Annotated in this window: 1 protein-coding gene; it reads right to left on the bottom strand. The window is 64.6% G+C overall.

Annotation, left to right across the window (positions count from 1 at the left end):
• The coding region (locus EN859_RS36225; protein WP_245525889.1) for an AAA family ATPase at window positions 1–232 on the bottom strand (232 nt) is incomplete at its 3' end.
• Window positions 233–342 lie beyond the last annotated feature (110 nt).

Below are 342 nucleotides of genomic sequence, written 5' to 3' on the forward strand. Positions count from 1 at the left end.
ACCAACCCGCAGTCACCTTTGGCAGCCAGTGGCACCGGAAACTGCTCGCCAGCCCTGCGCCGCTCTTGTCGATGGCGCGAGAATGGTCGACGGGCATGTAGCCCTTGCCACCGCCGGCTTCATCGTAGCCAGCCAATGCTCCGATCGCTTCCAGCAGCGTCGATTTGCCGGTACCGTTCTCGCCAACGATGATCGTGATGGCCGAGGCGCGCCGCTCGCCGTGCCTGCGCACGCCGAAGAGGCCAAGGTCGCGGCGATCGTCAAAGGCCTCGACAATCCGTTCTTCCAGACCATGCAGAAGGGCATCGAGGAACAGGCCAAGGCCGACGGCGTCGGTGTCAC

Origin of the sequence: Mesorhizobium sp. M00.F.Ca.ET.216.01.1.1, assembly GCF_004010325.2 — a bacterium.
Lineage (GTDB): Bacteria > Pseudomonadota > Alphaproteobacteria > Rhizobiales > Rhizobiaceae > Mesorhizobium.